The 25667-nt window shown below is 53.0% G+C and carries 20 protein-coding genes; 13 read left to right on the forward strand and 7 right to left on the reverse strand.

Annotation, left to right across the window (positions count from 1 at the left end; all coding sequences use genetic code 11):
- Positions 1-79: 79 nt before the first annotated feature.
- On the forward strand, positions 80-607 hold the full coding sequence (locus tag D3P08_RS14105; RefSeq protein WP_119600341.1) for a hypothetical protein: 528 nt from the start codon (positions 80-82) through the stop codon (positions 605-607).
- Positions 608-659: 52 nt separating this feature from the next.
- Here the strand turns inward: D3P08_RS14105 and D3P08_RS14110 are convergent, their stop codons facing one another.
- A complete protein-coding gene (locus D3P08_RS14110) occupies positions 660-1538 on the reverse strand; it encodes an alpha/beta fold hydrolase (RefSeq protein WP_119600342.1) in 879 nt (292 codons plus the stop codon).
- A 153-nt stretch (positions 1539-1691) separates the two neighbouring features.
- Here D3P08_RS14110 and D3P08_RS14115 point away from each other — a divergent pair, with 153 nt between their 5' ends.
- On the forward strand, positions 1692-2393 hold the full coding sequence (locus D3P08_RS14115; protein ID WP_119600343.1) for a MerR family DNA-binding transcriptional regulator: 702 nt from the start codon (positions 1692-1694) through the stop codon (positions 2391-2393).
- Positions 2394-2504: 111 nt separating this feature from the next.
- Positions 2505-4460 (forward strand): elongation factor G, encoded by a 1956-nt coding sequence (locus D3P08_RS14120; RefSeq protein WP_119600344.1) that lies wholly within the window; start codon positions 2505-2507, stop codon positions 4458-4460.
- Between the two features lie 87 nt (positions 4461-4547).
- On the opposite strand, the gene D3P08_RS14125 is transcribed toward D3P08_RS14120, so the two are convergent.
- Positions 4548-4994: a VOC family protein gene (locus D3P08_RS14125; RefSeq protein ID WP_119600345.1), complete on the reverse strand. Its 447-nt coding sequence runs from the start codon at positions 4992-4994 to the stop codon at positions 4548-4550.
- Positions 4995-5076: 82 nt separating this feature from the next.
- On the reverse strand, positions 5077-6009 hold the full coding sequence (locus D3P08_RS14130; RefSeq protein ID WP_119600346.1) for a sigma-70 family RNA polymerase sigma factor: 933 nt from the start codon (positions 6007-6009) through the stop codon (positions 5077-5079).
- A 172-nt stretch (positions 6010-6181) separates the two neighbouring features.
- Here D3P08_RS14130 and D3P08_RS14135 point away from each other — a divergent pair, with 172 nt between their 5' ends.
- From D3P08_RS14135 to abc-f, 3 genes are all read left to right on the forward strand, one after another.
- Positions 6182-6925 carry a spermidine synthase gene (locus D3P08_RS14135; RefSeq protein WP_119600347.1) on the forward strand — a complete coding sequence of 248 codons (744 nt, stop codon included), beginning with the start codon at positions 6182-6184 and terminating at the stop codon, positions 6923-6925.
- 125 nt (positions 6926-7050) lie between these two features.
- Positions 7051-7146: an RAxF-45 family protein gene (locus D3P08_RS27970; RefSeq protein ID WP_338068724.1), complete on the forward strand. Its 96-nt coding sequence runs from the start codon at positions 7051-7053 to the stop codon at positions 7144-7146.
- Between the two features lie 97 nt (positions 7147-7243).
- A complete protein-coding gene (gene abc-f, locus D3P08_RS14140; RefSeq protein ID WP_119600348.1) occupies positions 7244-9163 on the forward strand; it encodes a ribosomal protection-like ABC-F family protein in 1920 nt (639 codons plus the stop codon).
- A gap of 53 nt (positions 9164-9216) precedes the next feature.
- On the opposite strand, the gene D3P08_RS14145 is transcribed toward abc-f, so the two are convergent.
- The gene (locus D3P08_RS14145; RefSeq protein ID WP_162848483.1) at positions 9217-10269 is read right to left on the reverse strand and encodes a hypothetical protein; all 1053 of its coding nucleotides are present in this window, start codon (positions 10267-10269) and stop codon (positions 9217-9219) included.
- Positions 10211-10765, reverse strand: coding sequence for an RNA polymerase sigma factor (locus D3P08_RS14150; RefSeq protein ID WP_119600350.1), 555 nt, complete (start codon positions 10763-10765; stop codon positions 10211-10213). Before D3P08_RS14150 ends, D3P08_RS14145 begins: the two co-directional genes overlap by 59 nt.
- A 196-nt stretch (positions 10766-10961) precedes the next feature.
- Between D3P08_RS14150 and D3P08_RS14155 the strand changes: the two genes are divergently transcribed.
- A complete protein-coding gene (locus tag D3P08_RS14155; protein WP_420819037.1) occupies positions 10962-11567 on the forward strand; it encodes a transglutaminase-like domain-containing protein in 606 nt (201 codons plus the stop codon).
- Between the two features lie 279 nt (positions 11568-11846).
- Here D3P08_RS14155 and D3P08_RS14160 read toward each other — a convergent pair whose 3' ends face one another.
- Complete coding sequence (locus D3P08_RS14160; protein ID WP_119600351.1) at positions 11847-13325, reverse strand: copper amine oxidase N-terminal domain-containing protein; 1479 nt, start codon at positions 13323-13325, stop codon at positions 11847-11849.
- A 229-nt stretch (positions 13326-13554) separates the two neighbouring features.
- On the opposite strand from D3P08_RS14160, the gene D3P08_RS14165 reads away from it, so the two are divergent.
- The 5 genes from D3P08_RS14165 (at position 13555) to D3P08_RS14185 (ending at position 23387) form a co-directional block, all read left to right on the forward strand.
- Complete coding sequence (locus D3P08_RS14165) at positions 13555-18708, forward strand: 5'-nucleotidase C-terminal domain-containing protein (protein WP_119600352.1); 5154 nt, start codon at positions 13555-13557, stop codon at positions 18706-18708.
- 52 nt (positions 18709-18760) lie between these two features.
- A complete protein-coding gene (locus tag D3P08_RS14170) occupies positions 18761-20290 on the forward strand; it encodes an S-layer homology domain-containing protein (RefSeq protein WP_119600353.1) in 1530 nt (509 codons plus the stop codon).
- A 223-nt stretch (positions 20291-20513) separates the two neighbouring features.
- The gene (locus tag D3P08_RS14175; RefSeq protein ID WP_119600354.1) at positions 20514-21293 is read left to right on the forward strand and encodes a TerC family protein; all 780 of its coding nucleotides are present in this window, start codon (positions 20514-20516) and stop codon (positions 21291-21293) included.
- A 199-nt stretch (positions 21294-21492) separates the two neighbouring features.
- On the forward strand, positions 21493-22890 hold the full coding sequence (locus D3P08_RS14180) for a helix-turn-helix domain-containing protein (RefSeq protein WP_240647513.1): 1398 nt from the start codon (positions 21493-21495) through the stop codon (positions 22888-22890).
- A gap of 86 nt (positions 22891-22976) precedes the next feature.
- Positions 22977-23387 (forward strand): VOC family protein, encoded by a 411-nt coding sequence (locus D3P08_RS14185; protein WP_240647535.1) that lies wholly within the window; start codon positions 22977-22979, stop codon positions 23385-23387.
- Positions 23388-23466: 79 nt separating this feature from the next.
- On the opposite strand, the gene D3P08_RS14190 is transcribed toward D3P08_RS14185, so the two are convergent.
- Positions 23467-24801: a stalk domain-containing protein gene (locus D3P08_RS14190; RefSeq protein WP_119600356.1), complete on the reverse strand. Its 1335-nt coding sequence runs from the start codon at positions 24799-24801 to the stop codon at positions 23467-23469.
- Positions 24802-25075: 274 nt separating this feature from the next.
- Here D3P08_RS14190 and D3P08_RS14195 point away from each other — a divergent pair, with 274 nt between their 5' ends.
- Positions 25076-25642 carry a pyridoxamine 5'-phosphate oxidase family protein gene (locus D3P08_RS14195; RefSeq protein ID WP_119600357.1) on the forward strand — a complete coding sequence of 189 codons (567 nt, stop codon included), beginning with the start codon at positions 25076-25078 and terminating at the stop codon, positions 25640-25642.
- The last annotated feature ends 25 nt before the right edge of the window (positions 25643-25667 follow it).

Consider the following 25667-nt stretch of genomic DNA (forward strand, 5'->3'; position numbering starts at 1 on the left):
TTTTCGGAGGAAAGGTATGTAAAGGTCCTCGGGTGCGCAGAATAATTTGGAAGCCGTTCAAGACTGGGAGGTGCTGGCCGTGATCAAAACGTTTCAGTGGCTGATGCTGTTTCTGCCGTGGCTTACCTTATTCGCTGCCCGTAGGGGATCGGTTAAACGATTGATGCCATCCGTTGTGCTCACTAGCTTGCTGGTGACGATTTTATCGATAATAGGCTACGAATATAAGTGGTGGACCATCCATAAATATATCGTTCCTTGGGGAGAGATTGTCGACGTTAGCTTTGTATACGGGGTCTTTGCTGTCGGCACGTTTTGGATCTTTTATTTTACAGGACGGAGCTTTTGGCTCTTTATCCTGGTGAATGTTGTGGTAGATGCCGTGTTTTCGTTCGGTATTCTGCCGATTATGGAGCGAATCGGGATCGTTACGGTGCGGATACCGTTTTGGCAAACTTTTTTGCTGGATATGGCGATGATGCTTATCATTTATGTCTACCACCGGTGGCAGACAGCCGCCGCGAATACGCCGGAGTATATCGACAGGCCGTCGTTCCGGAGTGCGACGCACGATTGGGGACCGCTGTCCCGCCGGAAAGCCCGCTAGTCTTCAACGATAAGGAGCTAAGCTGCCAACGAAGCGGCTTAGCTCCTTCTTTTTACGTGTTCAACAGTTTGCGGAACAGCCATGGCTTAATGATCGGCAGGACCGCTGCCGGCTGCATCGCTTTCGTGTGGTCCATACGTTCTCCCGCTATCACTTTTACGTCCCAGCCCAGCCGGTGAAGCTCCTTTTCATGCTTTCGCAATATACCGGCGATATCTACCGTTACACCGCCGAAATTTTCTCCATAGACAATCGTGTCCCTCTCCCCCGCAAAGGCTAGTTTAGGCAGGTTCAGCTTGCTTTGGATTTGTTTGTCATCGAAAGCGGCCAAGCTTTGATACAGCGTGCAGAACTGTTTGGTTTGGTTCGGATCCATTGTTACCTGGACGGCATCCCAATCGATTTCCTCGGGGCTAGCGGGCGCATGAGGCGGATTGTCAACGCTGCCGGATTGACTGCTCAGGGCTTGCTCATACGTCTTAGCGGTAACGGTCAGCATCTCCTTGTACGGTCCTTCGTACGGCGGGAATCCGCCCATAATCAAGCTCTCCAGACGGTTTGTCCGGATGGCGAGCTGCAGCCCAATGAGAGCGAGCCAAGAGTAGCCGTAGTAGCTGAAGCTTCCAACGTTCATCTCATCGGCGATACGAAGCAAATCCTTCGCGATGTAATCCGGCGTGAGCCGGTCGGGCTGCGGATGCTCGAACAGATGGCCTTCGTAATCGAAGGAGAGAACCTGGAACGAGTCGGACAGCCCTTCTACAAACCGTTTTCCCAGCTCAGGGTCTACTCCCCATATTTTTATAACTTCAGCGTCTTGTCCAACGACCGTTTTTTTGGCGCCAGGGAGCATTATCGTCTTTCCGCCGGACTTTCCTGTTAAATGAACCTCTAGCTTCGAACCGTCATGTAAAGCTACATCCTTTTTCATACCTATCACTCCTAACCGGGGTTACATCTCTACGATACAACATTGACGCAATATTCCGGTTTGCGAGCGTAGTGCGTCGATTTTACGCCGAACTTCAAATTTTATGTTATTGTAGCACTTGAAGGTTTTACTTGAAGATAGGGGGCGGCCGCGATGAACCGGACCTATACGCCTGCGCAGATCGCGGAGGAGCACAACGTTAGCACCACCACATTAAGAAGGTATGAGGAGCAGGGCTTAATTCCGGATGTGCCGAGAACGGCGGGCGGACATCGGATTTACATGGCAATACACGTTCAAGCGTTTAAGACGATTCGAACGTTATTGCTGGGATTCGATATTCCCGTGGTCTATGACGCGATGAGGAGAGTAAAGGCCGGAGACTCCACGAAGGCCCTATGGCTGTTGAACAACCAGCTTTACCGGATGGAGCTCGAGAAACAGAGAGTCGAACATATACTGGCAATGATCGAAGCGGCCAATGTATCGCGGTATCAGGAGGCGAAAGTAACGGGGGCGGTAACCATCGGGAGAGCGGCGGAGATGGCGGGAGTGAATACGTCCGCTATCCGGCATTGGGAAAAGGAGGGGCTGATTGCCTCAGAGAGAGACCCAGCCAACGGTTATCGGATGTTCCCCCTGTCAGAGGTAAGGAAAATACTCGTCATCAGCAGCTTAAGAAAAACCATCTATTATATCGAGAACTTGAAGGAGCTTCTGAAAGACTTGGAGACGCAGGACATTTCAAACGTAGACCGGTCCTTTCGGCTTGCGCTCGAGCGGCTGGACCAAAGGCTGACGGTGCAGTTCCAAGGAATAGCGGAGCTGATGGCCTACATCGGTCTTCTGCGATGAACGAACAACACGATTGCGAACAAAGATGACACAGCTCTATTCTTGTTTCCGCCACTTATGCTTTAATGAGAGGAGAGGAGTTTAGACCAGATACGACGGAAGTGAGATGCGATGAAGCGTTTAACGATAGGCTTGTTTGCCCATGTGGATGCGGGCAAGACGACTTTTGCGGAGCAGCTGCTTTACCATACGAACAGCATCCGGTCCCGGGGGCGGGTGGATCATAAGGACGCCTTCCTGGACAGCCACGACATCGAACGGGCAAGGGGCATTACGGTATTCGCCGATCAGGCGGTAATGGACTATAAAGACGACAGGTATTATTTGATCGACACGCCGGGGCACGTCGACTTCTCTCCCGAGATGGAGCGGGCGATTCAAGTTATCGATTACGCCGTCGTGATTGTCAGCGCCGTGGAAGGCGTTCAAGGGCATACCGAGACGGTTTGGCAGCTGCTGCGCAAGCATCGGGTCCCGACATTCTTTTTCATAAACAAGACGGACCGGACCGGCGCGGACGTGAATCGAACCGAAGAGGAAATACGCCAGCAATTGACCGGGGACATCTGTTCGATCACGGATAGCTTTGCGGACGGTAGGGTCGGCGAGGCGCTGCGGGAGGTTATGGCCGAGCGGGACGAGGCTTTGCTGGACGCGTTCTTGGAGGGGAGAGACGACCCGGGCTTTTGGCTTCGATCCTTAAAAGAGATGGTTCAGGAGAGCCGGCTCTTCCCTTGCGCCCACGGCTCCGCCTTGCAGGATACCGGTGTTATCGAATTTCTGAAACAATTGCATCTGCTCACAACGGCTTCTTACGATGAGTCCGCACCGTTCGGCGGGCGTATCTATAAAATCCGCCATGACGCAAACGGCGCTAGGCTGACGTTCATAAAAGCGCTTAGCGGCAGGCTGAAGGTTCGGGAGCAGCTTGTCTATGAGGGCGGCGGGGCGCCATACGACGAGAAGATTACGCGGATCTATTTGTTCAACGGTGTCAAAGCGCAGCCGGCGGATCAGGTGGCCGCAGGCGATTTATTCGCGGTGACCGGCTTGTCTGCGGCTGAAGCCGGACAAGGCTTGGGGCTGTATGCCGATAAGCTCGCTTACGAAGCGGAGCCGACTCTGCAATCGAAGGTGGAATTCGACGGCTCGCTTCACGTACAGCAAGTGCTTGGCGCGTTCCGCATTCTGAACGCGGAGGATCCGTCGCTTAATGTCGTCTGGAACGAGAGTCTGCAGGAGATTCACATTCGCGTCATGGGGCTGATTCAGCTGGAAGTGCTGGAGGAATTAGTGAAGGAGCGTTTCGGTTTCGCAGTCTCGTTCGGCCAGCCGGAAATTTTATATAAAGAAACGATCCAGTCTGCTGTGACGGGGTACGGACACTTCGAGCCGCTTCGGCATTATGCGGAGGTCCATCTGCTGCTGGAGCCCGGGGAGCGGGGAAGCGGCATTCAATTTTTTAGCGCTTGTCATCCGGATGACTTAGGCTACAGCTATCAAAATCTGGTTCGGACGCATCTATTCGAACGCGAGCATCACGGGCTGCTTACGGGCATGCCGGTCACGGACATGAAGATTACGCTGATTAGAGGGGCCGCGCATAACGAGCATACGCATGGCGGCGATTTTCGCGAGGCAACGTTTCGCGCGCTGAGGCAAGGGCTGGAGAAGGCGGACAACGTGCTGCTCGAGCCTTACTATGACTTCAAAATTAAGGCGGGCATCGACGAGATGGGCAGAGTGCTGTCCGATATACAGCGGGCATCCGGCACCTTCGAGCCCCCGCAGACAATAGGCGCCCACGCGCTCATTACGGGAAGAGTTCCTGTGTCGACGTTCATGAATTACAGCACGGAGTTTGCGTCCTTCACGCATGGACGAGGCAGCATCCGCTGCACGTTCGGCGGCTACGACAGGTGCCATAACGCGCAGGAGGTCATCGAACGAAAGGGCTACAACAAGGACGCCGACCCTCTCTACACATCCTCCTCGATTTTTTGCGCCAAAGGAGCGGGCTACTCGGTGCCATGGGACGAAGCGGAGGCCAAGATGCATCTGCTCTAGGGCAGGGTCAGACCCCGATAGAGGAAGAGGCTGTCGCCATAAGCGGAAACGCTCTGCTTTGGAGACAGCCTCGTTTTTGTTGCATGCCTATACAGCGTCCTGCCAGACGTTGAACTTGTTTCCGTCCGGATCTTTAAATGTAAACTGCAGCCCGCAGCTGCCCTGGTCAACGAGCGGCGCGACTTCGGCGCCTTGTTCGCGAAGCCGTTTGTGAAGCTCGACAATGTTCTCGGTCTCAAAGGTGAGGGAGAACATTTCATAATTATCCCCGTCCCACTGGCTGGTTCTGAAGTTCGCGGTTTTCCTCTCGGCCGTTTCGAGCAAGAACAGCCACTGTCCGTCCCCGAGAATAAGAATGGCGCCGTCGGGCTCCCGCTTTCTTACGGTTAATCCGAACATCTCCTCATACCAGTTTACAGCGGCTTGCAGATTCGAGACGGGCAAGTAGTTGCAATGGACCTTCTTCAGTAAGGGCTTTTGCGATACCTGCTTCTGATGATCATGTAATGCTGCTTGTTGTTCGTGTTCCGACATGGCGTATTCCACCTTTCGATTGTTGGTATTCCGGTATATAGACGATTCCTATTCATCAAATCCGTCGCGAGCGTAAAAAATTTTATTGAGGCTCTACGGCGTAATATTTGTTAAAGTCTGGGTCGTAAAAAGCAAACAGCCTGCCGAACAAATCGTCCTTCTCAATGGGCTCGGTTCTTACGCCGCCGCTTTTCAAGCGATGCCATAAAGCATCGAGACCCGATACGGAGAACGTTAAGAGGGGAATGGGTTTGGGCGAATGCGCGCTGCATTCCAGCAAGTATAACTCATGACCGGACTCCAGCAGCAAATGGCCATGCGGGCTCCTTCTCAACTGGAAATGCGTGGTGAACCAATCGGTTGTCTGCCGTTTGTCCGTGACGGGGAGGTAGAAATGTCCCATCCGCTTCAATACTTGCTCGGAGACCTTCCGCTCAAACGCTTGGCCCAACCGGTAAGGGCGGAAGTAAGCCTCGAAATCCCCGGCGAGATGGAGCCTAAGCATGTCTCTTGCGCGCCGGATGCGGCTTTCCACGGCCGATACAGACAAATTCAGAAATCGGCTGATCTCCTTCATCGGCCAGTCGCTTAAATAATAAAGGACAACAGCCGTTTTGCTGGTTTCCTCCAAGGACTGCAAAGCCCGCCGCAGCGAATCTTGAACGACATGCTGGTCCAGCCAGAATTGAACGTTGTCCGTCTCTTGATGGAGCGTTTCGTTAAACGGGAGAGCGGGCTTCTTCCTTTTGGCCATATCAAGGCTGGTCCGATAGGCAATGGCATAAAGCCAGCTGCCGAGGCGAGCCGGGTCTTTCAGGGTATGCAGGCTCGTGTAGCCCTTCACAAAGGCTTCCTGCGCAGCATCCTGCGCTTCGTGAAAATCCCCTAACACGCTATAGGCAACCGATAGCAGGGCGTTCGAGTAACGCAGAACGATCATTCGGAACGCCTCGAAGTCGCCGTTCTGCGCATCCAGTACCAGCCGGTCATCGGGCTGGTGTCGATCATCCGTCATTGTGCAGCACCGTCCATTATCAAGCTTCAAGTCCGATTCTTTTTTGCCCTAACTATTCGACCATTTGCGAGGAAATCCTTTCATGCGGCAATTTAACGGGATGGGAGGCTTGCCAATAATCGATTATAATAGTGCTCAAAGCGCAAGCTTCCAAAGGAAAAGGAGTAAACCGATGCAGGTGCTGTATGAGGATAAGAACGAAGATTTGGGCCCGGTCGTCGTCTATGAAACGTCTCGAATCGACGGGGAAGCCGGCGCATTCCGCGTTCTCGCTTTTTCGGACGGAGCCGCGCAAGGCGTACTCGATCTCGACAATCCGGACCGCATTGTATTTGAATACCCCCGAGCCATTCTCCATCTCATGGAGATAAATATTCCGGACTATCACGACGTTTATATCATCGGTCTAGGCATCGGCATCCTCCCCGCAAAGCTTCATGATCGGCGGGTGAAGGTGGCGGAGATCGATCCAAGGGTAAGGGAGCTGAGCAGCCGTTACTTTGGATATTCGAGGGCGAATGTGGATGTCGGCGATGGGCGGCAATTGCTGGAGATGGAGCCAAGCGGCGTTTATGATTTTGTGGTAGTCGACGCGTTTACGGAGAAGGATGCGCCTCCGGCTCACTTGCTTGCCGAGAGCTTCTTCCAACAATGCGGCGACAAGCTGAACGAGCGGGGCGGGCTCATTATGAATGTGTTCGGCCGCGGGTCGTCCGATCCATTAATCGGAGCCGTTCACACCACGCTGCAGGCCGTGTTTCCTTATACCTCATGCTTTCAGCTGCCCCAGACGGGCGCGGCGGATAAAAGAAATATTCTGCTCATGGGAGCGCGGCAGCCGATTGGTTTTCGGGAGAAGGACATGGCCGGTTTCGTTAGGTTTCAGCCGGAACCGGGCTTTATAATCCGAGATTGAGGCGGTAAAGTATTGCTTAAGCGGTAATCGTTGTAGTATAATTTTGGTTAATGTATGCATAGGGAGGTGAAGGTAGGATGAATCGAGAGTCTGTGAATCAACAAGTGAGCCGGCTGCCCATCGCGATGGCTGGCATCGTTCATGGTTTTGCGAAAGACGGGAGAAGTCTGTCCATTTTTAACCATACGATTTCACAACTCGCGAAAAGGCTCCTACCTTAACCTGAACGGATCGAATCGGATAAGGCGTAGGGAATTTTCCCTGCGCCTTTTTTTGTTGACCTAAGAAGGGTGGAGCCTCGAATTAGGAGGAACCTTCATGTTAACGATAAATTGTCAAAACGTAAAAAAATATAATGCCGCCCAGCTTGTCCTGGAAAACGTAACCTTTGAGCTGCATCATGGAGAGAAGGCGGGGCTTGTCGGCCGCAACGGCTGCGGCAAGACAACGCTGCTGCGGATGATCGCCAAGCTGGATCATCCCGACGAGGGTATGCTGGCTATCCGCAGAAATGCGCAAATCGGCTATCTCCGGCAAATACCGAGGCCGGAAGAAGGAATCACGGTCCGGGAGATGCTGCTCCTAGGCTTCCGTGAATTGCTCGACTGCCAGGAACGGATGGCGGCGCTCGAAACCGCGATGTCAGCTCAAGATTTGGAGCCGGATAGGCTGGAGGCCCTGCTTGCGGAGTATGCCAAGCTGCAAGAACGCTTCGAGCGGGACGGGGGCTATGAGCTGGACGCCCGAGTCGACCAGGTGGCCGAAGGCTTGCGTATCCCCCGCGAATGGTATAACCGGGCGTACGACTCGTTGTCCGGAGGGGAGAAGACGAAGGTCGGCCTCGCTTCGGAGCTTCTGCGGGAGCCCGAGCTGCTGCTGCTTGACGAGCCGACGAATCATCTCGATATGGCGGCAGTAGAGTGGCTGGAGGAGTTTTTAAGGAAATACGCGGGGGCCTGTCTAATCGTCTCCCATGACCGTTATTTTCTGGATCAGGTCGTCACGAAGATTATTGAGCTGGAGGACGGAGAATCAACCGTGTTCCACGCGAATTATACCCGCTATGCGAAAGAGAAGGAGGAGCTGATCCTTCGACAGTTTGCGGAATACCAAGAGCAGCAGAAGCAGATCAAAAAAATGCGGGAGACGATCAAGCAGCTGATGGAATGGGGGAGAATCGGCGATAACGGCAAGTTCTTCCGCAGGGCGGCGAGCATGCAGAAAGCGCTCGACCGGATGGAGAAGGTGAAGCGTCCCGCGGTAAACCGCAAGGAGTCCGATTTCGATCTGCTTCCTTCCGAGCGGTCAGGGAAGCAGGTTGTCGTCTTCGAGGGTGTGAAGAAGCGGTACGGGTCGAGAACGATTTTGGACGGTGTGACGGGAGAGCTGCTCTATGGCGAGAAAGTGATGCTCGTCGGGCATAACGGCTCCGGCAAGTCGACTCTTCTGAAGCTCATTTTAGGCGAGGCGCCCGCGGATGGAGGAGAGGTGAAGCTCGGCTCCAGAGTCGATGTCGGTTATCTCGCCCAGCAGCAGCTCCCGGACGACCCGGAACAGTCCGTATTGGACTACTACCGGGGAGAAGCGGGCATGGAGGAGGGCGAAGCCCGGAATCGGCTGGCGGCGTACCTCTTCTATGGCGCGGACGTGTTCAAGCCCGTTCGGATGCTCTCCGGGGGGGAATGGACGCGCTTAAGACTGGCGCTGCTCGTGCATAAGAAGCCGAATTTGCTCATCCTGGACGAACCGACGAATCATATGGACATCGCGTCGAGGGAGGCGCTCGAGGAGGCGCTGGAGGATTATCCGGGCACCATTCTTATCGTGACGCACGACAGGTATCTCATTAACCGGCTCGCGCAAAAAATATGGGAGCTCGACCGGGGGCGTCTATCGGTCTATCTGGGCAACTTTGACGCCTATAAAGCGGAAAGCGGACGGAGAAGGGCGCAGGATGCGGCGGGCGATTCGGAGCGGAGCCCCAAATTGCGGCCTGCGCCGAATCGTGAGCCTTCGGTTCCCGCACAATCCGGGAAGGCATTGCGGAGCAGCGAGAAGCTTGAAGCGGAAATCGGAGCGACGGAGCAGCGGCTGGCAGAGCTTGACGCCGCGCTTGCCGAGCTGGAGCATGGTGCGGAAACCGCGCTTCAAATCGAGAGCAAGTGGGCGGAGAGGGAGGCTCTCCGAGAGCATCTGGACCGGCTGATCGAACGCTGGATGGAGGAGCAGGGCGAATAGATAGAGGGAGCGAATGCTCCCTCTTTTTTTACCCTTGTCATCGACCTAAAAGCTTATTGAAGGTGTTCCTCTACTGGAATAACGGCGTCAAAAAACTCGACCGATGCAATTTCTTTATCTTTTATAATAGGGGTAAAGGTTTTGATAATCGTTATGCTGTTGCTTAAAAAGTCCGCTCGGTTCATCCCCGTGAAAATCGTTGTCGTTTCCGATGTTCCATCCTGGTAGTGGATCGTAATCGGATACCCGTCCGAAGTCTCATTCGGTCCAATTTCTTTCGAGGAATTTCTTGCAGCTTCAGAAATCGCTTTGGTATTCTCGCTGTTGACTTTTAAGGTGACGGAAATCGGCGAGATGGAAATCGAGGACAGTGTCGCCTCATAGCCGTACAAGGATAGCTTTTGCTGCACGAGACGGGTGGCCGAGAGATCTTTATACTTCATGTCGAACTTGGTCTCCCATGAACCTGGAATGACCGTTTCGAATTTACCGGGATAGGCGTCGGCCGCTTCCAAATCGCTTACGCGCATCGTAACAGGACGGCCTGCGATAATGTTGTCCGACAAATAAGTTAAGACGAGGCTGATCTTATTGTCGTTTGCATTCTCATCATCCAATAAGGTGTAGTCGTATCCGGCGCTATTTGAACCTGGGTTACCGTGAAGCAAGGATAGCTGAAACCGGTAACGATCGGCGTTTAATACCGTTCCTTCCGGTGCGGTGAAGTCCATTAAAATATAAATCAAGTTGCTGTCGCCGAGTATTTGCTTCACTTCAAGCGTTCCGTTCTCGTTGGCCGCCGTCTCGTCAACCACGTATGCGCCGTTTTCCAAATAAACCTCCTGCTCGCTATCCGCCGGGTTTAGAAAGCGCAAGAGCTTCCAGTCCAGTCCCATATAGGCTGCCGCATAGGCGGTTGTCGCCGCCATACAAACTATAATCAAAGCCGCGGTCATCACGGATCTTGCCTGTCTCCACGGCATCGGCCTTCTTTGCCTAGAAGCAAGGGAATCGATCTTCGCGGCTAAGTCCCGAAATAATTTGTCCTTATGTGCTTTTTGGGGCTCCAGTGCTTTGAATAGCTCCTGGAGATGATTTTCCGTCACCATACATCCCTCCTATGTCCATCCTCAGGCGCTCCCGGCCTTTCGCTAATTGCGTTTGTAACGTACTCTCTTTTCGGTCAAGTATTTGACTCATCTCTCTTATGGAGTAGCCCTCCATATAATAGAGATACAGAACCGTCTTATACTTCTCGGGGAGGCGGAGCAGCTTCTCCAGCACATCCCCCTGGTTCTCATCGTTATGCCAGTACGTTTTCTCCGGCAGAACGTCCATATCGACACGGCGCGATCTCCACCAGCTCTTTAATACATCTTTGCAGGTATTTCTGGCCGTCACAATGAGCCATGCTTTCTCATGCTCGCGGTCATGAAAGGCGCCGCCGTAATGGTATAGCTTCAAAAAAACGGATTGCACAGCATCGTCAGCATCAACCGTATTTTTTAAAAGGACGTAACATAACCGGTAAACCGTATCGATGTTCCTTTCATACATTTCCGTAAATTCGTGGTCGGTGCGTCTTAGAGATCGCTTGTCCATTTTCCACCTCCTCCTACCTATAACACGATCCATATTAAAAAAATATCTCATAATAAACCGGTTTTAAAAATAGGGAGCAGGTGTGACGCATACCGGGAGAGCGATTCATAGAAAATTGGGATTGAATAACAAATCATTATACTGCATAATTATACAAAATTCAGTATCCTACTACACTATGAAGGGAAATAACGTCATGCTGATTTGCGAGTCGAACGTCATAGAGGATTATTTGGCGGAGTCGGATGAGGTTGACCTCAGTCATCTCTCCATTAGAGAAAAAGCTTCGGAAATTTTAGCGAAGTCGGCCAATGAGGAAGAGTTCGTGAGGCAATCATATGAATTTGTTCGGGATGAAATATCGCATTCATGGGATATTCAAAGCCCAAGAATAACGCGTAAAGCCTCGGAGGTGCTTTATTTCAAGGAAGGAATCTGTTACGCCAAGTCAAATTTATTGTGCGCCCTATTACGGAGCGGAGGGATTCCGGCCGGATTCTGTTACCAACGGCTTACGCTAGGCGACACGCCGGATACGGGCTACTGCATTCATGCGTTAAATGCTGTTTTTCTGAGGCCGCATCAAAAATGGATTCGTTTGGACTCGCGTGGCAATAAAGCGGGGGTCAATGCGGCATTTTCGGTCCATGAAGAAAAGCTGGCCTTTCCAGTACGGGAATCCTATCATGAAACGGATTACCCCCAAATTTACAGTCAACCTCATCCTAAAACGATCAAAGCGCTGATCCAACATACCGATTGTATGACGATGTGTCTACATGGCTTGCCGGCAGAATTGTAAACCGAGGAGAGGAATGCGCTGTGCAGATGGGGGATGCGCATATTGACCGGGTATATGGGACCGGGCCAAAATCCTTGTCGGGCCGCCGCAAACAAATGAATACGGCGAGACCAGGTTCGTAACGGTCCTTGCCATCATCAACGTGCTCCTTTGCGCTCAGGATATGACATCGTATGTCCTTTCGCCCCGCTGTGCGATCTAGTCATTAACAATGCTTTCCGCAGGAAGACAAAAAAGAACAACCCGCCATAATGGGGCGGGCTGTTCCTTGCTTCAAAACTATCCGCGAATCACGATCTGATTGGAGTCGATGCTTACTTCTTTTGCGCGCGCCACTTCTTTGAAGAAGGAGACCGGCACATAAGTAAGACCGTCGACTAATGCGGGAGCCGCATCCAGTTGGATCGGAGCCATCTTGGCATAGATATAGTCATCATTTCCGATCTGCAGAGAAATGACTTGGCCTACTCTTACAGTCTTTGTATCGGCTTCCCAAGTCAGTTCGTATCCGAGAGCCTCCGCTACTGCGCGAAGCGGAATCATCACTGTTCCGTGCTCGTTCATATAAGCGCTTGAGGCTTCGAGCAATTGATCATTGACAGAGATTGTGAGCGGTTCTTCAGGATTTACTGCCGGCTGCTCATCCAATACGACGATCCGTGTCGGCGTCGTTTGTCCAGGGAGGCTTAAAGCAACGGCTTGATACTCGACGAACAGCTTTCGGTTCGTCAAATCCCCTTCGAACGCTTCTCCATCCTGTGCAGTCACGATTGTTTCCTCTGAAATATTCAATTTTAACGTCTGCCCCGCGTTCAGCAGCGTCTCATCAAAGCGGTCCACCATTACCGAACGGTCGTCTTTAACAAGAGCAATCGCCTCCACGTCGTAACGAGGCGGGTAAATCATCGTCATCGGCGCGTTCGCATTGTAAAATGCAACGATTTCCGCGCCTGCAGCGAGTTCTTCATCGATATAAGTGTTGTTGGACACGATCAAGTGAACAAGCTCGCCATCCTTGATCTCGACAGCAAGGAGCTGCTTGCTCGCAGCATTGTCTGAAGTAAGCTCCGTTATGTCTTTAACCGTGCCTGTCAAACTGGCGAAGGACTCCTCTTGATCTTGAACGGCTTCTTCTTCGTCCGAAAGCACCACAACGAGCTCAGGCGTCGTTTGAGCCGGAATGCTTCGGGTTGAAGGGCCGTAGCTGACGAAGAGATCACGGCCTGTAATATCGCCGGTGAAGGCCGTTCCGTCTTCCAGGATAATCTTAGTTCCGTCGGATGGGTTCAGCTTAAGCGTTCCGTCAGCGCTCGTAAGGCTCTCATCGAAATAATCAACCTTCACATTCCGGCTATTGCCGGCAAGCGCTACTGCAACAGCTTTATATTGAGGCGGGTAGATCATAATGACGGGAAGATTCGCGTCATAGAAGGCGACGATCTCCGAGCCGACAGCCAGCTCATCCAATAAATAAGTGTCGTCGGAGACGATAAAGTTCGTGATGTCCCCGGCTGCATTTGTAACGGTCACAAGCTGCATCTCTTCGTTCTGCCCGTGCTTGCTAATCTCCTTGATCGTTCCCGTCACGGACAGGTAATGCGAGGAAGGCTTAACTTGCTCTTGATCCACGCCTGCCTTGATCGGCACGACATTTTGAGGCGTCCCTTCATTGCTCGCAAATATCACGGTAGCGGATGATACGGATAATGCAGTTACGGTCAAGGTGCTAAGCAGGGTTTTTCCAATCTTGTTGCGCATTTTATTCGCTCCTTCGTCAAATTCTGGTTGATAACGTTCAAGCTTACTGACGGGACGAGGATGGAATAGGTTGCAAATATCATTGAAATCGTGAAAATCGTGAAGCGAACATAATCATCATAATTTACAAAAATTTCAATCCAATTTTACATTCAGGAAAAACTGCCTTGTTCCTTGTCCGCTATACTTTGGGAGGTGTTAATAGAATCGTATAGGAGGGATAGGTTTAATGATGCGGATCAGTAAGAAGTGGCTGGCGCTCTTCTTAAGCGGGCTGATGGTATTATCCACTCTCATGACAGTCACACCGAGTCGGACATCGGCGGCTGATGGAGCGATGACGGTTGCGGAGGCAATCGCCGCCAACAGCGGCAGCGGCACAGTAGAAGGGTATATTGTAGGGCATGCGACCGGCTCCAAAACGGCAAGCTTCGCAGCGCCGTTCAGCAATGATTTCAATTTCCTGCTTGCCGATTCCGCGAATGAGCGGGATCTGAACAAGTTGCTGGATGTTCAGATTACATCCGGTTACCGCGCGGAATTCGGACTGCAGACGAACGAAGACCTGATCGGGAGGAAGGTTCAAGTAACGGGGAGCCTTGCCGCCTACAATAACTTTCCAGGCTTGAAAAGCCCGACGGCCATGTCGTTTGTCGAAGAAGAAACGGATCCTCATGTGATCGCGATTGCGGCCGCGCGGGCAGTTGCGGACGGCGAAACGGTCGTGATCAAAGGGATCGTTACCACACCATCCGGGGCCTATGGGCAAAAAAGCGTCTATGTGCAGGACGATACGGCCGGCATTCTCATCTACCAGAATAGCGTAGATTTGGAGCCGGGCCATGTGGTCAAGGTTACCGGGACAAAAACGACCTATGCGAATGAAACCGAAATCATTAATCCTACTATCGAAGTTACAGGCACGGACAGCGTCCCGGCACCTGCTGAATTGACGCCGGCAACCGTTACGGAAAATCATTTCGGACAGCGGGTAAAGCTTTCCAAGGTTACGGTCAGCGGCTTAACGGATGTAGGTACATACGGCTCCTACTCCTTCTATGCCAATGACGGCGATAATCAAGCATTCGTCTATGTCGACAATCGGACAGGACTGACCAAGGATGCCGTTCGGGACGGACTCGTCGTGAACGTGACCGGTGTGGTCGTCCCTTATGGCGACAGCTGGGAGATTAAGCCTGCAGGTGTGAATGACATCACGCCGGCCTTGGCGGGCGGAACAGGCAAAAAAGTATTGTTCGCGAATACGCACGGCCAAACGGCAGGCGCGGCGGACTGGGTGATCGAAGGCGGATTTTCCGACTTTGCGGGTGGGCTCAGAGCCGACGGCTTCACCGTCGACCAGCTGGAGCGGACGTTCCCGTACGATTTCAGCGAACAAGCGATTACGCTCGAGAAACTGCAGGAATACGATGTGTTCATTATCGGCGAAGCGAACATTCCGTTTAAAACATCGGAACAGGATGCGATGCTGGCGTACGTGCGGGGCGGCGGCAGCATCTTCTTCATCGGCGATCATTATAACGCGGACCGCAATTACAACCGCTGGGACTCTACCGAAGTATTCAACGGCTATCGCCGAGGCGCATTCGGCAATCCGACGAAGGGCATGTCCGCGGCGGAGGCGAGCTCCGGCGCAATGGAGAATGTGACGAGCACGGATTGGCTGGGCGAGAATTTCGGCATCCGGTTCCGCTTCAATGCGCTTGGCGATATTGAAAGCGGGCAAACGGTCGTGGCTCCGAGCGACTCCTTCGGCATTACGGAAGGCGTCCGCACGGTAGAAATGCATGCCGGCGGAACGCTGGCCATTCTGGACCCGACGATTGCCAAAGGGCTGGTGTATGTGCCGGAGAACCCGCCGGCCTGGGGACCTGCGGTTGACCAAGGCGTCTATAACGGCGGGGGCATAGACGAAGGCCCGTTCGCAGCCATCGCGAAAGTAGGCGCGGGCAAAGCCGCTTTTATCGGCGACTCTTCACCGGTTGAGGATTCCTCGCCGAAGTACAAGCGCGAAGACAACGGATCGACCAAAACGACGTATGACGGATTTACGGAAGAGGGCGACAACAGCGAGTTTCTGGTTCAGACGGTGGAATGGCTGGCTATTCAAGAGGACTACACCAGCTTTGAAGGGCTCGTCGAATTAAGTCCGGTAACGCCATTGCTGGCATTTGAGAATCCGGCGGACTCCACTGAGCCGCAGCCGGAGCCATGGTCTACGCCGACAGGCGGTTATAAGTGGTATGACCCGACGACCTTTGCGCCGGGCTCATACGGCTCAGGCAAGGAAGCACCGGGAGATGTCGTCATTCCGGGCGTGATCTCCATTGCGGAAGCGAGGTCGCACTCAGCCAATACAACGGTGACTGTGGAAGGGATCATAACGACCACTCCCGGCTCCTGGGGCGGGAAAGGCTTCTATCTGCAGGATGCGACAGGCGGCATTTATATCTACCAAACGTCGAACGGCTACCAGCAGGGCCAGCGTGTCAAGGTGACCGGCAAAGTAACCGTCTATAATACCGAGCTAGAATTAACGGATGTGCAGATTACGGCGGCAGGTACGGGCACGCTGCCGCAGCCCAAGGTCGTTACGACGGTAGACGACAGCAACCAAGGGCAAATTGTGAAGCTGGAAGAGGTTACGATTTCCAATATTCGAAAAGCGGACAGCTACGGTACAGTCGAGCTCAATGCGGCAAAAGGAACTGTCAGTACATTAGTCCGCATCGATAATCGCACAGGCGTAACGTATGATACGTTTACGGCTCAATACAGCGAAGGCGATGTGCTCGACTTGATTGGCGCAGCCAGCATCTTTAATGGGACGTACCAGTTAAAGCCCCGCTCGGCGGCGGATATTGCGCTAGCCGATTCGGACCCAGAGGAAGAGCTAGTGGAAGTGAACCTGATTGGCCTGAACGATCTGCACGGCAAAATCGATCAGCATTATGAGCTGGATATTACGGGCGACGGCCAAATCGACGGGACGTATGGCGGGGCCGAATATATGGCCGCCTATATTCGGGAGAAACAATCGGCCAATCCGGACAATACCCTATTCGTAGGCGTAGGAGACCTGATTGGCGGAAGCTCCCCGGTGTCTGCGCTGTTCCAGGATGAGCCGACAGTTGAAATCTTGGACGCGCTAGGCTTGGCCGTAAATACGGTGGGCAACCATGAGTTTGACGAAGGCACCGCGGAGCTGCTTCGGATGGTGAACGGCGGCGATTATCCCGGCGACGATGTGACGCGCGAATATGCGGGCATGAGTCATGCGGAGCTGGCGGCGAACGTGGTTTGGAAATCCGGCGAGCATGCGGGCGAATCCATCCTTCCGGCTTACGAGATTGAGGTGGTCGAGGGGCAAAAAATCGGCTTCATCGGCGTCGTCACCGAGGGCGCTGCGGACATGGTCATGCCGACCGGTATCCAAGATATCGTCTTTACGGATCCGGTGGCAGCGATTAACGATGCGGTGGAGGAACTGCAGGCGCAAGGCGTGCATGCGATCGTCGTATTGGCCCACAGTCCGGCTTCGCAGGACGAGAATGGGACTATTACCGGCGAATCGGCTGATTACGCCGGTCGAATCCATGAGGATGTCGACGTCATTTTTGCCGCGCACAACCATGCCGTTGTGAACGGATCGGTCGGCGGTACGCTGATCGTGCAGGCCTCGGAATATGGCAAGGCGCTCAGCGACGTGCGTCTGGCGATCGACCCGCGCACGGGCGATATTGTCGAGAAAAGCGCCGGTATCTTATGGGTGGATAACGCGCTGATCGAGCCGGATCCGGAAGTCAGCGCGATTCTAGCTGAATATGAAGAGCAAGTGGCCCCGCTGCTGAATGAAGTCGTAGGGGTAGCGGCTCATACGATGGAAGGCGGGTACGGCGTCAAAGGCGAAATCGGCGACAATGCGCTCGGCAATCTGATCGCGGACAGCATGGCCTGGGCGATGGATAGCGACTTTGCCATGATGAATGGCGGCGGCATTCGCGAAGACTTGAATGCCGGCGATATTACGTACGGCGAGCTGTTCAATATTTTGCCGTTTAACAATGTGCTGGTGAAGCTGGAGATTACAGGCGCCGAGCTCACAGAGATCGTGAATGGTCAATTGACCAGCTTTTATGGACCGGATTTCAGCATCAGCGGATTCCGCTATACGTGGGATGGCGCTACAGCGAAAGTGGCGGACATCACGTTCCCCGACGGCAGCGCGATTGATCCGAATGCCACCTACACGCTGACGGTCAATAACTTTATGTCATCGTCTACCGGAGATAAATACAAAGCCATCGGCGAGCTGGGCGAGAATCCGGTCATGGGCCCGGAGGATCTGGAAGGGCTTGCCGCCTTCGTGAAGAGCTTCGACGCTCCGATTGCCTATGAAGCGGAAGGCCGGATCTCCGAAGTGGAGGGCAGCGGTCCCGAGCTGGGAGAAGCAACGGATATTGCGGCAGCGAAGCTGCTTGCCGATGGGACGGAAGTTACGGTGCAAGGCGTAGTGACGAGTCTGCCTGGCTCCTTCGGCTCCGGCAAAAGCTTTTATTTGGAGGATGCGACCGGCGCCATACAAGTGTATACGTACAATGATCCCGGCGTCCGCATCGGCGATATCGTCAAGCTGAAATCGGTGAAGGACACCTACAACGGAGTGCTGGAGCTGAACGGGATCGCCGCCTATGAAGTACAAGGGCAGGACGAGCCTGTGCCGCAAATCGTAGACGAGCTGGATGGCACATTGGCTTATGAATTGGTGACGCTGCAGCATGTAGCGGTAGCGAATATTTCGAATAAGGACAACTATGGCAACTTTAGCTTCGATGCGGTAAGCGGCGAGCGTTCGACGAACATCTATATCGACAGCCGTACCGGCATTTCCTACGAAGCTTTTACCGCGGACTATGAGGCGGGCGATACGCTTCACATCACAGGCATTGCAGCGCCCCGCGGCGACTCCTTTGAGCTGAAGCCTAGAATGATGGAAGATTTCATGCCTGCAGGAGAGGAACCGGCTGCCGATTTCACGATTGGCACGCCGACTTTCACGAGCTTTGCCGGAGAAGCGGTGACGGCGTTAACGCCGAACGGCTTCATCAAGGCTGGCGTCTCGATTGCCAACGAGACCGGCGAAGAGAGACAAGCCTCCTTGATCGTTGCGCTCTATGACGAGAAGGGCGGCATGGTGAACCTATCCTATGTAGACAAGCTTATCGGAGCAGGCGAGACGGTGACGCTGAATGCCGGGTTCCTTCTGCCGAAGCATGTCAAGGACTATACGCTAAAATTGTTTGTCTGGGACAGCCTTGGGGGCATGCAGCCGCTGTCGGAAGCGGTTGTCTTCCCGGAATAACCCGTTTCATCAGGCTCAGAGACGATGCAGGATCGAGCCGAGAGGAGATGCTATGAAAAATTTAATACAAATAACCTGTTTCCTGCTTCTCGTGTCCGTCTTGCTCGCGCCCGCCGCGCATGCGGCTGAAGGGACGAGCTTGACGGTCGCTGCTCAGGTCAATCATGCCGCGAAGGAAGTGACGATCACCGGCGCAATTTCCAGCGGAGCGGGCAAGCAGGTGTCGGTCGTGGTGACGAACCCTTCCGGCAGTGTGGATTATATCGATCAGACAACCAGCGGCAGCAATGGAGCCTATACGTTCCAATATAAGCTGGATGCGCAGGAGCGCGGCACGTATACGGTAACGGTGGGCGGCAGCGGGGTAAGCGAACCGGCAAAAATCACGTTTAACTATACCGGTGGCGGCGACATAAGCGAGCACCCGCCGGCAAGCGGCTGGACGAATAACAGGACCCATACGCATGTGGTGGATGCGGGCAGCTTGAAGCCGGCAACGACTAACGGCAATCCTGTCAGCGTAATTGTGCCGAGCGGCAAAACTGAGGTGCTGCTGCCGGTTAACGCCGCCGAGCTGCTGGGAAGCAGCAGCTTAAGGATCCAGAGCGGGCTAATGACGGCGACCATACAGCCGTCTGTATTGGCGGAGCTCTTGCAGCTTGCGGACGATGAGGCGCTTGATGGCGCGTCGATATCCTTTGCGTTCGTATTTGGAACACAGGCGGAAGCGGAGGGCGCGCTGCCAAGCCGCCGGAACGGCACGGCCATGAGCGTTGCCGGCCAAGTGGTGCATTATGACCTCGCGCTGACAACGAGGGGCGGCATCAGCCATCGTTTGAAGGCTTTCTCCGAGCCGATAGAGGTTGTCATGGGCTATGGCGAGAATGCGGACGAAATGCTGCTCGGGATCTACTACCATAATGAAGAAGCCGGCAAATGGGAGTATATCGGCGGCAAAATCGATGAGGAGCATAACCTGATTGCGGCGGATCTGTCGCACTTCAGCACCTATGCCGTCCTCGCGTATGAGAAGACTTTTGCCGATGTGCCTGCCGGCTATTGGGCGAATCCAACCATTCGGGCACTTGCGGCAAGGCATATCATTACAGGGGTAACCGAAACGGCATTCGAACCTCGAAAGGCCGTGAGCCGCGCCGAGTTCACGGCGCTGCTGACCCGTGCGCTTGGTCTGAAGGAGTCTTCGCGGGTCCAGCCGTTCACGGATATTCCGGAAGGCGAATGGTATGCCGGCCATGTTGCCGCAGCTTTTGAAGCGGGAATGGTGAGCGGCAAATCGGCGGACACGTTCGATCCGAATGCCGATATCAAGCGCGAGGAAGTGGCTGCCATGCTCGTAAAAGCTTACGAGTACGCCGAAGGCGGGAAAACAACCACCGCCCCTGCGCCTGATTATGCGGATCAGGATGAAATCGCGGCTTGGGCGGAGCCGTATGTGAAGCGGGCGGCGGAAGCCGGGCTGATGGTCGGAGCCGGCAACAATAGGTTTGCTCCAAGAGCAATAGCTAACCGGGCGGAAGCCGCGCAGGCAATCTACAACCTGCTGACGCAAGTGGAAGCTTGATACCGCGACCGAAGGTCTGCCGGTTCAAAAGGGACGCTGATTTTACGGCACCGCTAATTGGACGGACACACCACATTCAGAAATATTACAGAAATCGTTGTAATAAATTTGGACAGTGAGGCAGAAAATAAGGTAAACTATGAAGAGCACCTATCAATTAGGTGCTCTTCACTATGCTAGTAGAATACATGATTCATTCTTACATTAGAGAGGAGCAATACTGTTGGATTCAATCTGGTTGGAGTATGCCTGGGCCTTACTGATTCTTATTGGCCTGGAAGGGTTGTTATCGGCGGACAATGCCCTTGTGCTGGCGGTAATCGCGAAGCATTTGCCGGATGACCAAAAGAAGAAGGCCATTAACTATGGAATCATGATGGCTTTCGTTTTCCGTTTCGGCGCGCTCTTTGCGATTTCGTTCATTGCCAACGTCTGGCAAATTCAGGCCATCGGCGCCGCTTATCTGCTGTACCTCGGATTAAAGCACATTATCGGGGCGCGCTTCGGCAAGAAAAACGAAGCCAACCAAGAGGAGGTAAAGGAAGAAGCCAAAGGAAAAGGCTTCTGGCCAACCGTCGGGAAAATTGGGGTTGCGGACCTTGCCTTCGCGATTGACTCCATACTTGCTGCTGTTGCTCTCGCGCTTGGTCTGCCGGATTCGCCGCTTGGCAATTTCGGCGGGATGGACGGAGGAAAGTTTTTAGTCGTTCTGCTCGGGGGAATCGCTGGACTTGTCTTGATCAAATTTGCGGCAACCTGGTTTGTGAAGCTGCTTGCTGAGCGTCCCGCTTTGGAAACGACGGCTTACGCGATCGTGGCATGGGTCGGCGTGAAGCTTGCCGTGATTACCTTGGCTCATGAAGACATCGGCGTGCTGGATCATCATTTCCCGCACAGCACCGGATGGACCCTTACGTTCTATGGCGTCTTGGTAGCGATAGCCCTTATCGGCTGGTTCATGCCTGCGAATAAAAACCAAACACAGACAGGCCATGGCGAGTAATAATGAGAATTGAACATTCAATGGGATACATAGATTCCATGTAACCTGTTTTCGAATGAAACGCACTCTATCGTTGTATAGGGTGCGTTTTTTGCGGCTTAAGCCGTTTTTGATAAAAAAAGACGCTCTTCCGGATGGGCAATTTGTTATTATGAATTCAACGGAGGTTGCAACCTTACGACAACGGTTTTGGAAAGGGGTGTCAAAGCTTACGGTCGAATCTGTTCAACGCGCGATTGATTATATCGAGGAACATCTCGCCGAGACGCTTTCGCTCGAAGAAATTAGCAGGGCGTCCGCAATGTCAGTGCCGAACTTGTACCGCTTATTCAATGCCGTAGCCGGTCACCCCATTAAAGAATATATTCGCAAACGCAGGGCGAGCGAGGCTGCTTGCCTTCTGCGGCAGACAAAGCTGCCGAGTGTCGAGGTCGGATTCCGCTGCGGATTCGATTCGTACCAGACGTTTGTGAAGACGTTTAAGCGGCTGACAGGCCTAACTCCCGGGTTATACCGGAAAGCTGAGGTCATTTACAGCTTTGAACGGATACGTCTGAATGAACGAATGTCCTATTTGGAGGAGCGGGAGGTTTCCGAACGCTACCCGGATGTGAAGGTTATTCGGTTATCTTCCATAGAGGGGATCGGATATCTTCATGTTGCCGACCGGGAGGAGGGGCTTGAGGAAGAGGCTCTCCTTCGGTTTCAATCGATCCTAGCCGAGAGCAGAATCGACTCCAGCCAGATGAGGCTGTTCGGGTGGAATGTTGACCTTGAGGAAGGAGCAGTCTCGCCCGAATTCGGTTATCAGCTGATGGCGTCTTATCCTGATGACAAGGCTGTGCCGATTCCGCATAGCGAGCTGCGTCCTGTGGCAATCCCGGGCGGCACTTATGCAATCACTTGGACCCCGATGAACCATGGTCCGCAAATTGTAGCGGCATGGAACCGGCTGCTGTCCGAGTGGCTGCCTTTGAGTGCGTTCGAGCTTGGGGAGCATGGCTTTCTCGAGGAGTACCAGCAGTTCAACGGCCGGATATCACGAATGAAGCTGCATCTCCCCGTCAAGCGCTCGCAAGGGCTGGAAACGATCGAAGTGGTGGAACGAGAGGCGCTGCAGGTCATAAAATTTCAGGCGGAGGGCAGGGATAGCCTGTCGCGGGCGGATGAGGCCGCCTCTGAATGGATAAAGCGGCGGGATCTGATAGGGGACAGACGCTTCCAAGTATTGATGAGCGGCAGTTATGGGGGCTCGCCGAACGAAGGCAGTCGGCATAAGATTTGGATTTCGCTGCCGGATGGTTATGTTCCGGCTCAGGAAGACGCGCATTTGACGGAACGTCTGGAAGGCGGGTTGTACGCCTGCTTAAACATAAGGGCTCTTGGCTCAATGGAAGGCGTTCTGGAACGGATATATCGCTGGCTAAGTGCGTCGCCTGATTATATGCCCGATGAGGAACGGCCTTGGTTTGCCAGCTATATGCTGGATGAGAGCGGGATGGAGCGGGGGACCGGCACGTTCGAAGCGATGGTGAGCGCAGCTTGTTATGTGCCCGTTATGTTACGAAATCAATCGAAGCAGGAGGAAGGACCATGAGCGAATTGCCTGTACGTCCTTTACCGGAAGGCTACAGACCGGCAATGATTCCGAAGACGTTCAAAATGATTTATGGAGGGAAAACGATGAGCGAGCATCAGCAAGCAAGCGGAGCGGGGCTCCAGACGAGTCCGATCAAAAACAAAGTGGGAAGCATCTTCGTCCCTGTAAGGGATATCGAGAAGTCGCGCAGCTGGTATTGCCAGGTACTTGGACTGAATATGGAGGATTGTCAAATCATGAATGGCCACTTATGTCCTCTGCCAATGGAGGGGACGGGGCTTATTCTTGATACGATGCCAATGTGGGGCGGCAATCAGCCGGAAGGGGCGCCGTCGATCGAGACACCGGCCTTTATGCTTCTGACTGCGGATCTGGAAGGTTCGTTCGAATATGTAAAAAATATCGGCGTGGAGCTTGTCACCGAAATCGAACATAATCATTGGTTTGTCGTGAAGGATCCGGACGGCAATAAGCTGATGATCTGCCGCGAATAGTATTCATCCTGACAATAAAAGGCTTCACCCCGCGAACGGTGTGAAGCCCTGCTGGGAAGAGATTAATCCGCTTTGTCCGCTAAGGGTTGTTTTTTATCTCTTCCATTGCTTCTCTTAGCTCATCCATTTCTTCAAATCCCAACTTTTCCGCATTTTTCGCATGCTCTTCCGCTTTCGCGTCATCGCCTTTCCGACTGTAGGCCAAGGCGATTAAAGCATGAAGCTCCGCATCGTCAGGAGCTAACGCTATTCCTTTGTTTAAATAGGCGATGGACTGTTCCGTTTGATCCAATTCGAGGAATGCGCTCCCGGCAATCTTATAAGCTAGAGATTCGTCTCCGGCCGCTTCTTTAAAGGCTTCAAAGGCTTCCTCCGCCTTTTGCGTTTTGTTGTGTTCCGTATAGAGATAATAAGCAATCCACTTCTGCTCTAGTGGGCTAACGGCTGGATGATTGCCTGCATACATTCCTTCATAAAACAAATCGCCATCTTGATCATAGACACGTGCATAGCCTTCACGTGCGCCCATAATCACGTCGCCAACGTATTTCGTGCCGTCCGATTGATAAATCGTGCCTTCGCCGGTTAGCGTATTTTCCCACATATCGCCCTCGTACTCCAGCTTATCTTTATAGTAGACCTTGCCGGTCCCGTGACGCAGACCATTTCTTATGTCGCCTTCATACCTGTAATTGCCTTGCGTAATGATTCCTGTTCCGTTCGGCAAATTATTCTCGAACTCGCCTTCATACACCTGCTCGCCAAGAGCGGTTGTGAGATAGAGCTTTCCTTTCCCCTCCATGTCCCCTTTGTAGAACTCGCCCTCATACCAAAGCTCGCCTTTGAGGGTATAGGTTCCTTTTCCGTGCGGTTTGCCGTCCTTCGATTCGCCCGTGTACTGAAGCCCCTCGGCTACATACAAGGCTTCATAGATATCCGTGCCCATTTCACGATTGATTTGAATTTCAGCGGCGCCATAACCCGGCTTATAATATACGGACCGTCCAAATGATTCCGCGACGAACCGAATGGGAACCATTGTGCTTCCCTTGATGATTTTGGGGGAGACCAGCAGCTTGTAGTCTTTTCCGTTCACTGACGCGATTTGATTATCGATTTGCAGCTTCAACGTATAACGTTCTTTGGTTCCTGTTACTGTCCTCGTATCGGGGTCCCACTCAATGTCCATGCCCATTGCTTCGAAAAGCGGACGGAATTGCACGAAAGTCGTCCCGTTTACAATAACGGGCTCTACTTCGAATTCCACCTCTTTGTGATCCATGTAAATATGAATTTCTTTCTCTTCCGATAATGCCATTGCTTGAAGCGGGGAAGCCCACAACATGACTGCTAGGGTTAATAGCAGAAAAAGTGCTGCTTTCATTTTGTTTTGTGAAAGGATGTTTTGCTTCATGGATGTCACCAGCTCCTAGTCATGTTATTTCCACAATCATTCTTTTATCGGAAAATAACGCCAAAATTCTTATAGTTTGTGCCGCTAATCCATGGTGATTGGAAGTGAATCGCGCACCTCAATGTATAGCTGCTTGGCGTATCCAGTCTCTTATAGGAATTAATAATAAAGTTAATACATTTTATATATTTCACATAACTAGTCAGGCGGTTGTAAAATATATACAAAATATGGCATTTCAATCTTACGCAAATAGAGGCAGGAGGAGTCCGGGATGGGAAAACAGTTTCCAGCCATGCTTCCGGAGCACGAAGCGTTCATTCGCAGGCAGCATGTGTTTTTCGTAGGATCGGCGCCGCTTTCGGAGGACGGGCATGTCAATCTATCGCCCAAAGGCCATGATGCCTTGCGGCTATTATCATCGAATCGCGCGGCGTACTTGGATATGACCGGCAGCGGCAACGAGACTAGCGCACATATCCTTGAAAACGGGAGAGTGACGCTCATGTTCTGCGCCTTTGAAGGACCGCCTCAGATCCTGAGGCTATATGGGAAGGGGTCGGTCGTCCTGCCTCATTCGGCTGAATGGGAGGAGCTGTACCCTCTCTTTCCTTCTCTTCCTGGAGCCAGACAAATCATTGTGCTCGACATCCATAAAGTACAGACCTCCTGCGGATATGCTGTCCCCTTCATGACCTATGAAAGAGAGCGGGACACGCTGCAGCGATGGGCCGTTCAAAAGGGCGAGGAAGGCCTGCAGCAATACCGGCAGGAGAAAAACTCGGCCAGCATCGACGGCTTGCCGACTCCGATCGGCAACACATTCCGGAACTCGATTTAATACATTTGGGCAGTGCAGGCAGCGG

Source organism: Paenibacillus nanensis, assembly GCF_003583765.1.
Lineage (GTDB): Bacteria > Bacillota > Bacilli > Paenibacillales > Paenibacillaceae > Pristimantibacillus > Pristimantibacillus nanensis.

Coding starts and splice junctions, on each gene's coding strand:
- D3P08_RS14110 (WP_119600342.1), bottom strand. CDS start 1,538: ATGAAAAAGGATGTAGCTTTACATGACGGTTCGAAGCTAGAGGTTCAT.
- D3P08_RS14115 (WP_119600343.1), top strand. CDS start 1,692: ATGAACCGGACCTATACGCCTGCGCAGATCGCGGAGGAGCACAACGTT.
- D3P08_RS14120 (WP_119600344.1), top strand. CDS start 2,505: ATGAAGCGTTTAACGATAGGCTTGTTTGCCCATGTGGATGCGGGCAAG.
- D3P08_RS14125 (WP_119600345.1), bottom strand. CDS start 4,994: ATGTCGGAACACGAACAACAAGCAGCATTACATGATCATCAGAAGCAG.
- D3P08_RS14130 (WP_119600346.1), bottom strand. CDS start 6,009: ATGACGGATGATCGACACCAGCCCGATGACCGGCTGGTACTGGATGCG.
- D3P08_RS14135 (WP_119600347.1), top strand. CDS start 6,182: ATGCAGGTGCTGTATGAGGATAAGAACGAAGATTTGGGCCCGGTCGTC.
- D3P08_RS27970 (WP_338068724.1), top strand. CDS start 7,051: ATGGCTGGCATCGTTCATGGTTTTGCGAAAGACGGGAGAAGTCTGTCC.
- abc-f (WP_119600348.1), top strand. CDS start 7,244: ATGTTAACGATAAATTGTCAAAACGTAAAAAAATATAATGCCGCCCAG.
- D3P08_RS14150 (WP_119600350.1), bottom strand. CDS start 10,765: ATGGACAAGCGATCTCTAAGACGCACCGACCACGAATTTACGGAAATG.
- D3P08_RS14155 (WP_420819037.1), top strand. CDS start 10,962: ATGCTGATTTGCGAGTCGAACGTCATAGAGGATTATTTGGCGGAGTCG.
- D3P08_RS14160 (WP_119600351.1), bottom strand. CDS start 13,325: ATGCGCAACAAGATTGGAAAAACCCTGCTTAGCACCTTGACCGTAACT.
- D3P08_RS14165 (WP_119600352.1), top strand. CDS start 13,555: ATGATGCGGATCAGTAAGAAGTGGCTGGCGCTCTTCTTAAGCGGGCTG.
- D3P08_RS14170 (WP_119600353.1), top strand. CDS start 18,761: ATGAAAAATTTAATACAAATAACCTGTTTCCTGCTTCTCGTGTCCGTC.
- D3P08_RS14185 (WP_240647535.1), top strand. CDS start 22,977: ATGAGCGAGCATCAGCAAGCAAGCGGAGCGGGGCTCCAGACGAGTCCG.
- D3P08_RS14190 (WP_119600356.1), bottom strand. CDS start 24,801: ATGAAGCAAAACATCCTTTCACAAAACAAAATGAAAGCAGCACTTTTT.
- D3P08_RS14195 (WP_119600357.1), top strand. CDS start 25,076: ATGGGAAAACAGTTTCCAGCCATGCTTCCGGAGCACGAAGCGTTCATT.